Here is a 9,107-nt window from a genome sequence, read left to right as displayed (position 1 = left end):
TTGTGCAGGGGTTGAAATCAGGAGCGGACGACTACCTGTCAAAGCCTTACGATCCGGACGAACTCTTGGCGCGGATCAACGTTGGGCGCCGGATTCTGGATCTACAGACGCGCCTCACGCAGCGCTTGACAGAGTTGCGGAAGGCGCTAGAAGACGTGCGCACGTTGCGGGGGATCATTCCCATTTGTTCCAGCTGCAAGAACGTGCGCAACGATGAGGGGTATTGGAAACAGGTCGAGGCGTATGTGCGCGACCATACGGAGGCGGAATTCAGTCACGTCATTTGCCCGACGTGCATGAAGGCGCTATATCCCAATTACGTCGACGATTAGCTTGACGCGGAACCCAAGACGATTCGAGATCGGGGAGGACTGAATCGATGCCGGACGCAGCGCTCATGGTCGCATTGCTGGCTGTGACCGTCGTTGGAGGTTCCGGGATACTGTCCGCATTGTTACTGCAGAGACGAAAAAGAGCGCGACGATCCCTCCCGGAGTCTCTTAGTCAGAATTCGAGTAGAGGGATGCGGTCGTCCGAGAGCGAGTTAGGGGGGGAATCGGGGAGCTACATGGAGAAGTTACAAACTGAGAAGGAACTGCAAGCGCTTTCACAGAAGCTGGAAACGGCGGTCAGCGCGGGACGCGTTGGCCTCTGGGAATGGGACATTGCTTCGAATAAGGTCTACTATTCGCCGGAGTGGAAGAAACAGCTGGGGTATCAGGACCACGAGATTCCGAACGAATTTGAGGAGTGGCAGAACCGGCTGCACCCCGACGACGTTGAACCCACCTTGCGCGCCATTCAGAAAGCGCATGCAGAGCACTGTTCGTTCTATCAGGTCGAGTTCCGGATGCGACACAAGGACGGTTCGTATCGCTGGATTCTGGCTCAGTCGACCATTACTCGCGATGATGCAGGGCATCCAATTCGATCATGCGGCGCTCACGTGGACATTACCGACCGCAAGCGCACGGAACTGGCGCTTCTTGAAAGCGAAGCGAACTTCCGCGCGTTCTTTGAGAGCATAACCGACTTTATTGTTGTGGCAACCGTGGAGGGCCGCATCCTCTTCGGCAACAGAAGCCTTTGTCGTGCGCTCGGCTACTCCGAGGCGGAACTGGCGACAATGCATCTGCTCGACCTGCATCCCCGTGAGATGCGGGACCAAGCTGAGGGTGTATTGGCGGCTATGATTCCGAAGAGAAGCGGCATTTGTACCCTGCCCTTGCAAGCGAAGGATGGTACGCGGATTGCCGTGGAGACGCGGGCGTGGCCCGGCACGTGGAACGGTCAGGACTGCTTCTTTGGTCTGAGCAAGGACCTGACACCGGAAATCGAGGCGCAGGAGCGATTTGAGCGGTTGTTTCGCAGCAATCCAGCCCTGCTGGCCCTGTCTTCGCTGCCGGACCGGAGGTTCTTTGACGTCAATGACACCTTTCTGCAAGTCCTGGGGTACACGCGGGATGAAGTGATTGGTAAGAGTGTCGAGGAACTCTGCCTGTTCGAGCTAGAGGAGCTGCAAAAGGCTGCGGGCGACACGCTGCTCGCGCGCGGGCGGATTGATGACGTGGAGCTTCGAGTGCGATGCAAAGACGGTCGCATGCTAGACGGGCTCTTTTCGGGCGACATTGTCTCTATTCACGGACAGCAGTACTTCCTGACCCTCATGGTGGATATCACGGAGCGCAAGCAGTCCGAAGAATTGCGGCGTCAGAGTGAAGAGCGTTTCCGGGCCATCGCGAACCACACGGTTAATCTGGAAACGTGGTTTGGTCCGGACGGCAGCCTTATTTGGATTAATCCGGCGGCGGAACGTATCACGGGGTATTCGGTTGATGAGATCAAGGCGATGCCGGACATGGTGTCGGTTTTGATAGCCGAAGAAGAACGCGAGAAGTTCAGACATTACTTCGCAAAGGCCATCAGCGGTGAGTCAGGCAGTGACTTTGAGTTTCGCTGTATTCACAAGAATGGCACGCCTTACTGGATGTCAGCATCGTGGCGGTCCATCTTTGATGAGACCGGAAAGCCCCTTGGCCTTCGGGTCAGTTGTCACGACATAACGGATCGAAAACGCGCGGTAGAGTCTCTGCGCGCCAGCGAAGAAGTGCATCTGGCACTGATTGAGACCCTGCCTGACGTCGTGGTTCGATTCGATCACGACGGGCGTCACCTCTTTGCCTCGCACAAGGTTCGGGAACTATACGGAATCGAGGCTACCCACTTGCTCGGCAAGTCATTCCGGGAGTTGGGATGTGACGCAGACCTGTGCGAGCAATTTGAAGACGCGATCCACCATGTCTTTCAAAGTGTGACCACATTGGAGACCGAGTATCTGAAGAAAGGTCCGAATGGACTGTCCACATACAACCTGCGTGTCATTCCGGAGCGGGACTCACGCGGGGAAGTGCAGTCGGTTCTGTGTCTGATGCGGGACATCACGGCACACCGCAAGGCGGAACGTGACTACCGGGTGCTTTTCAGCGAAATGCTAAATGGGTTTGCGCTGCATGAGATCATCTGTGGCGAAGACGGAGAGCCGGTGGATTACCGGTACCTTGCCGTCAATCCAGCGTTCGAGCGGATGACCGGGTTGAAAGCGGAAGATCTTGTGGGGCGGACGGTGCTGGAGATCATGCCGGGCACGGAGCGGTACTGGATTGAGACGTACGGCAGGGTCGCGATCACGGGGGAACCGGTCCATTTCGAGCACTATTCCAGCCAGCTGAACAAGCATTTTGAGGTTACCGCATTTCGTCCCGCGCTGTATCAGTTTGCGTGTATATTCGCCGATGTTACGGAGCGAAAGATGGCGGCGATTGCGCTCGAGAAAAGCGAGTCCGAACTGCGCGCTATCTATGAGAACGCGCCAACGATGATGTGCATGCTGGACGCTTCCCGCCAAGTTATTTTCGCCAATCGCGCGTTTGTGGAATTTGTTGGGTCTCCCGAGGAGGCTATCCGTAACGAGCGTGCGTGTGGTGTCATAGGGTGTGTCAGGGCGCTGGACAGTCCGAAGGGTTGCGGGCACGGTCCACGATGTCTCAACTGCCCGATTCGAATTGCCGTTGAAGAGGCCAGAGATACAGGGAAGTGCAGCCGCGGTATCGAATATCGCACCGAGATCGTGCGTAACGGTTCCGCGCGCGAATTCGTCTTTCTAGCGTCGGTCGCTCCCATTCCTGTGTCGACGGGAAGTAACGTTCTGCTGTGCCTGGAGGACATTACGGCGCGGCAACAAGCCCTAAGTGCGCTTCGCGACAGTGCGGCCCGGTTCCGGGGGGTGGTCGACAACACGCAAGCCGGATATTTCTTTGTCGATAGCGACGGGTGTTTCAGGCATGTCAACAAGGCTTGGCTCACGATGCATGGCTACGAAGTGCCCGAGGACATAATCGGCAAGCATTACAGCATTACACAGGTTCCTGCGGAATTGCCTGCCGCACAGCGCGTGGTAGAGCAACTGCTCACAGGGAATGCAGTGCCTGACGGCGAATACTCAAGGCTCTGCCGCGATGGCTCGGTTGGATATCACACGTACACCGCACGTCCGGTGGTGCAAGGAGGCAAAGTCATCGGTCTTGAGGGGTTCATTATCGACACGACGGACCGGAGGAAGGCTGATGAACATCGCGCAAAACTGGAAATGCAGTTGAGACAATCCCAGAAGATGGAGGCGATCGGACAGCTCGCGGGAGGAGTCGCCCATGACTTCAATAATCTGCTTCAAGTCATTCTTGGCAATGTCGATTTGATGCAGAGCAAGACCGAGAAAGGAAAGTACGAGGTAGCCCACCTGGTTGAAGTGCGCAAGGCTGCACAACGCGCAGCGGACCTGACCCGACAATTGCTTGCGTTCAGCAGACGCCAGGTCATCCAACCCGTGTCGTTCGACTTGAACGATTTGGTTGAGGGCGTTCTGAAGATGATTCGACGCATCATTGGCGAGCACATCGAGCTGGTATTCCAGCCCGCCAACACAATCCAATCGGTGTTCGCGGACAAGGGACAGATCGAACAGGTATTGATGAATCTCTGCGTGAACGCCCGCGATGCCATGCCCGGCGGAGGCAGGCTTTTGATAGAAACGGAGCATGTCGAAGTCGACAAGCTTCCTATGAACGACGACGTAGAGCCTGCCCGGGGTTCGTATGACGTCCTGATTGTGTCCGACACAGGGTGCGGCATGGATGAGAGCACGCGGGCGCAAATCTTCGAGCCGTTCTTCACCACGAAAGGCATCGGACACGGAACGGGGCTTGGCCTGGCCACCGTGTACGGAATCGTAAGGCAGCACAACGGGTATATCCTGGTCAACAGCGAACCCGGCTCCGGGTCCACATTCAGAATTTACCTGCCTTCCGTTCCCGTAGAATCGACCGAAACGTTGTTCGAATTTGACGTCGAGGCGCCCGGCGGCACGGAGACCATTCTCCTCGCTGAGGACGAAGAGGATGTGCGAAAGCTGGTGCGCCGGATACTGTGCGGTGCTGGATACAACGTATTGCTGGCGCGAGACGGAGAGGAAGCCCTGCAAGTCTACCAGAAGCATGGAGCCGCCATTGATCTTGTCATGCTCGATGTAATCATGCCGCGGCTGGGCGGCCAGCAAACCATGCAAAGCATACGGGAGCGCAACCCGAAGGGACGGTTCCTGTTCAGCAGCGGTTACAGCGCGGATTCGCTTCACAAGAACTTTCGACTTGACCCGGGTACGCGTCTAGTGACAAAGCCCTACTCACGCGGGGCGCTTCTTCGCGCAGTACGCGATGCGCTGGATGCACCGGAAGAGAACGGGAATTGAGGTAACAGCGATGCGACGAGTTGATCGAATTGACTTGCGCCGTGTTGTGCCCGAATACTGGCGCCAGGGAAGCAATGAGAATTCCAGGGGGAGTCGCCAGAACATGAAACCAACGATCACGAACAGTGGCCGCATTCCGACACTGCATATTGAAGCGGAGACAATTCCACAGGCACATTTCCGCGCGATGAAAGCGGTCTGGGAACAGGGACTCGCGATACGAACCGAGTACGACCGTAAGAATACGGCGGGCGAATACATCGATCCGCCCAGCCGCGACGCGCGCGTGTTGATCGAAGTGAAAGACCCCTTCGCGGAGCCACGTTATCCTCCGCTTTCGTTTTGTGAAATCGGCGTGTACATCGCGGAGATCATGGGCGTCAAAGACCACTACGTCGTGCCCATTGACAAACTCCGGAAAGCGGTCACGGGCGATTTCGACGCGCTGGAGTGGCCGTATACGTATCACCAGCGGATGTTCGCACACCCTGCGGCAGACGGATCGACGGTGGATCAGATGGCGATGGCCGTTGAGCGCGTGGCAAAGACACCGTATTCGCGGCGCGCGGTTGCAACGACCGCGATGCCCGACCTGGACGTGTTCTTGAAGGAAGACGTGCCGTGCCTGCGCGAAGTGCAGTTACGGTGCCCCGAAGATGCTGATGGCAACCTCGTGCTGAACATGAACACCATGTGGCGTTCGCGGGATTTGTACAAGGCGTGGCCGGATAATGTGGTCGCGTTGACATTCATGCAGCAGGTGCTCGCGAAGCAGATCGGCGACCGCACAGGCCGGACCGTGCGTGTGGGCAGTTACGCGGACTACAGCGGCGCGATGCACATCTATGGGCAAGACTTCGCGGCGGTGGGCGGCGACGCGGAACGGGGCCTGAGCAGTTTCTTCGAGACCTTCGACGAAGAAAGCTACATTGCGCGGTCGCTCACAAGCGAAATGGCGGCGGAAATGCTCGTGCTGCCGCAGATGCTAAACCTTATCTCGGACCGCAACGTCGAACAGTGGAAGTTCCCGCCAAAGGCCGTCGAAATGGTCAAGACGCTGGCGCGGGAAATCGAAGCGGGTATTTGGCGGGTGTAGGGATAACAGGGAAGCGGCCTGAAAGAAATGGCCGAACGTTACGGGGGCATCGTGATAGACCGATTGTCGCACGCCCAACGTCAACGGCCCGTTTGTCATCCTGAGCGAAGCGAAGGATCTGGCAACAAAGATCTCTTTCCAAGCCAGATTTTTCGTCCGCCTGACGCGGTCTCAGAATGACAGTCTGGTGAAGTCTACTGTATGGGACCGATGGGGCCGACGTTTCAAGCCGGGTAGTGGGAGGCATGTGTTCATGGCGCTGGTGAGTTGTCCCGAATGCAACGGTGAGGTGTCGGAGCTGGCGCAGTCGTGTCCACACTGCGGGCATCCGTTGCGACCGTCCGATTTTCAGGTGTGGCGCGTCAAGAGACTGGAGATTGGGAGCGCGGTGTGCGGGGTGGCGGCATGTCTATGTGCCGTTGGGCTCGTCTTCGCGCTCATCGATGGTTCAAGGCTAACCGGAGGGATCGTCCTCTATTTCGTGTTGTTCGCTGTCATCTTCTTGATTAGCCGAATCAGGCTGTTATCCTTGAAAGATAAAATCGACCAACGCGGGCGGTAGCGATAGGCCGGCCGGATACCGGAGTATGTCCCGACGATTCTTTCGTGGGCGAGATGGTGCGACGGACCGCCGGAGTAGATTGCGTACATGCAGGATGTTACGCGGGCCAGATTCACGTGTGGGCGTTCGGTAAAGGGGCGTCGATAGCGAAGCGTCTTGGGGACGCAAGAGGAGGACTCTGTTATGCCGAAGAAGGTCGTCGGGATAATCGTGGTGCTGGGATTGGTCATGGCGTGGTGTGCAGTGGCGCAGGTGGGCGCGAAGAGGAAAGCGAGCGACCCGCGTGTGGAGAAACTGCTCAAGGATATGGGGGCGACGTACCTGATCGACGATGATGGGGACTTCAAGATGACGAACGACGTGGGCGGAGGCCGCACGCAGAACGTGTATGCCCTATCGACAACGGTGAATCTGAGCGGGTTGGAGATTCGGGTTGTGGCATCGCCGTCGTTTACGTTCAAGCGGCCGATGAATGCGGAGCTTGCCAATCGGCTGCTGGAGCAAAACGCCACCGTGAAGCTGGGGGCGTGGCAGACTCAGAAGCTGGGTGATGAATACGTGGCCGTCTTTTCGGCCCAAATCGCCGCAGAGACCGATAGCGGGACGCTGCTTACGGCGATTAAGGCAGTCACCGAGACGGCAGACGAGCTCGAGAAGGAACTGACGTCGAAAGACGTGTTTTAGAGGTACTTCAGGAAGCCGCCCGGGGCGGAGAATCCACCGAAGACAGGGATTCACCCAAAGCGATCACACCCGCGCTTCGAGCCAATCCAATACGGTCTTGGCTGCGTGTTGGGGATGTTCGAGGGGGTAGTCGTGTTGGTAGGCGTTGTGGACGAGTTCGTAGTCTTTGAAGGTGCGGTCAATGAGACGAAGGGTCTCTTCCGTTAGACTCGCGCCGAAGAGTTGGTCTTTCTTGGAGAAGACGATTAGCGTGGGTTGCTTCACCTTGATGGCGGTGCCGTCGGAGTGGGCGTAGCGGTAACGGCAGATGTCGTTGAGGAGCAGCGGCACGGCGCGGACCCCCACGGCCAGGTTGGCGAAGTAGCCGGGGATCATCGTGGGGTGGAATCCGGTGCGTTTCTTGCCCATGGCATCGACGCCGACGCCCAGCCCGCGCCGGACGATTTCAATAGGGCCGTAAGTGACGGGCATGACGGGGTTGATAGCCACGACGGCTTTGACCTTGAGCATTTCCGCCATGGCAACCGCAATCGCGCCCCCAAGCGAGTGCCCCACCAAGTACTCGGGTTCGAACCCCTTGATCACTTCGTACCCTTTGCAGTCGGAGTAGTGCAGTTCTTCGAAGAAGTCGAGGCACATGTCGGTGTATTCGTCGATGGAAGTCGGCTGGGGAAAGTACCGGTTGATCCCCGGCACTTCGGGAGCGACCACAGTAAAAGATTTGGCCAGCCGCTGGAGAAAGGACTGGTAGTACGAAGGTGGCACGCTGAACCCGTGGATAAACCCGATGGTTCCTTTCGCTTCTTCGCAGGGGTGATACGAGAAGGGCACCCGGTGGTGAAACTGCTTGGCGAGGAATGTCAGTTTCTGCGTTGGCATGCGCTACCTGAAATCGCGAATACAACCATGCTGCCCCCTTTGGCCCGGCATACAAGGTCCCAGGATCGACCATGAGTTCATGGTAGCGCAGAGGTCTGGATTACAGCAATGACAAACAGGTGATGTTACGCGCGCCGAATGCGGACAGCGGCACAAAAAGAACCGGGACCCGCGCGGGAAGGGGTGGCTGCTATCACGCTACGGGCCCCGGGAATGATCGTCCAATTCTCGTTTACAGTTCGTCGCCGAACGCGCGTTTTGCTTGTTTGAGGTACGTGGACGGCAGGCTGGCACTCTCCGTCTGTACCCATCTGTCTCCACGTTCTTCATAAAAGTAGTCGATGACGGAGTAAATGTTACGCCCATCGAATTCGCGGTACTTGGTGTAGATACGAACCTTGCCCGTTCGGTCGCCAAACAGCAAGTACTCGTGAGCCGTGGTGATATCGGTGGCAATCGCGCTGCGCGGGTATTTCTTCACAAAATCGCGGCATTCCTGGATCCGGCTTTGGGCCACCTTTTCCAGCTCGCGATCTCCTACAAAAGCATCTGCGACAGCAAACGCCCAGACCGCACAGACTGCAGTCAGCAGTCCAATCAAAACGGCATATCGCGGGCGATTCGATAACATAATCATGGTGAGGAACCTCTTGGTCCCAATGGGACCCTTTGCAAACCGGCAGAGTACCTGTGGAAGATCCGCTCCACGGCCGATCGAACAGACTCCGCCTAGTCCGGATTTCTCACGAACACACTTGGACCCATCTCGTAACCAGTACGTTCGCACGACTTGCGGTCTAAGTTGAGGCGGTTCTCCGAGAACAGAGTGTGTTCGCGAGAAATCCTCATGGCATAGCCTCAAAGTCTTGTACGTGAGCAATTTGCGCCGGCGCTCAATCGCGCCGGTACAAATTGCGGACCAGACGGTTCCACGCGGGATAGTCTCTTGCCGATACCCCCAATTCGTATGGCTGTGAACCGAGCGCTCACGACCCCCGTGAGTGCGCACCATACCCCCAGCCCTTTCGGGGTGAGGATTTGGCTACAACAAACTTTCGTTTAGTATACCACAAGTATGCATA

At 57.2% G+C, this 9,107-nt stretch carries 7 protein-coding genes; 5 read left to right on the top strand and 2 right to left on the bottom strand.

The genetic code is table 11. The features are described 5' to 3' along the window. From K1Y02_10935 to K1Y02_10915, 5 genes are all read left to right on the top strand, one after another. On the top strand, positions 1-332 hold a 332-nt coding region (locus K1Y02_10935), incomplete at its 5' end, for a response regulator (GenBank protein ID MBX7256865.1). 236 nt (positions 333-568) lie between these two features. After that, on the top strand, positions 569-4,804 hold the full coding sequence (locus K1Y02_10930) for a PAS domain S-box protein (protein MBX7256864.1): 4,236 nt from the start codon (positions 569-571) through the stop codon (positions 4,802-4,804). 103 nt (positions 4,805-4,907) lie between these two features. Continuing rightward, positions 4,908-5,900: a thymidylate synthase gene (locus K1Y02_10925; protein ID MBX7256863.1), complete on the top strand. Its 993-nt coding sequence runs from the start codon at positions 4,908-4,910 to the stop codon at positions 5,898-5,900. Positions 5,901-6,153: 253 nt separating this feature from the next. Next, entirely contained in the window at positions 6,154-6,462 is a 309-nt protein-coding gene (locus tag K1Y02_10920; GenBank protein MBX7256862.1) for a hypothetical protein, read from the top strand. Positions 6,463-6,645: 183 nt separating this feature from the next. After that, positions 6,646-7,146, top strand: coding sequence for a hypothetical protein (locus K1Y02_10915; protein MBX7256861.1), 501 nt, complete (start codon positions 6,646-6,648; stop codon positions 7,144-7,146). Positions 7,147-7,209: 63 nt separating this feature from the next. Here the strand turns inward: K1Y02_10915 and K1Y02_10910 are convergent, their stop codons facing one another. After that, positions 7,210-8,025, bottom strand: coding sequence for an alpha/beta hydrolase (locus K1Y02_10910; protein MBX7256860.1), 816 nt, complete (start codon positions 8,023-8,025; stop codon positions 7,210-7,212). 232 nt (positions 8,026-8,257) lie between these two features. Continuing rightward, on the bottom strand, positions 8,258-8,662 hold the full coding sequence (locus K1Y02_10905; protein ID MBX7256859.1) for a hypothetical protein: 405 nt from the start codon (positions 8,660-8,662) through the stop codon (positions 8,258-8,260). Positions 8,663-9,107: the final 445 nt, after the last annotated feature.

The sequence above is a fragment of the Candidatus Hydrogenedentota bacterium genome, assembly GCA_019695095.1.
Taxonomy (GTDB): domain Bacteria; phylum Hydrogenedentota; class Hydrogenedentia; order Hydrogenedentales; family SLHB01; genus JAIBAQ01.
The sequence above is the reverse complement of the archived record's forward strand: the minus strand, read 5'-3'. Positions and strand labels throughout refer to the sequence as shown.

Excerpts from the sequence above, each read along its gene's own strand:
- K1Y02_10930 (MBX7256864.1), top strand. The coding sequence starts at position 569 with ATGGAGAAGTTACAAACTGAGAAGGAACTGCAAGCGCTTTCACAGAAG.
- K1Y02_10925 (MBX7256863.1), top strand. The coding sequence starts at position 4,908 with ATGAAACCAACGATCACGAACAGTGGCCGCATTCCGACACTGCATATT.
- K1Y02_10920 (MBX7256862.1), top strand. The coding sequence starts at position 6,154 with ATGGCGCTGGTGAGTTGTCCCGAATGCAACGGTGAGGTGTCGGAGCTG.
- K1Y02_10915 (MBX7256861.1), top strand. The coding sequence starts at position 6,646 with ATGCCGAAGAAGGTCGTCGGGATAATCGTGGTGCTGGGATTGGTCATG.
- K1Y02_10910 (MBX7256860.1), bottom strand. The coding sequence starts at position 8,025 with ATGCCAACGCAGAAACTGACATTCCTCGCCAAGCAGTTTCACCACCGG.
- K1Y02_10905 (MBX7256859.1), bottom strand. The coding sequence starts at position 8,662 with ATGATTATGTTATCGAATCGCCCGCGATATGCCGTTTTGATTGGACTG.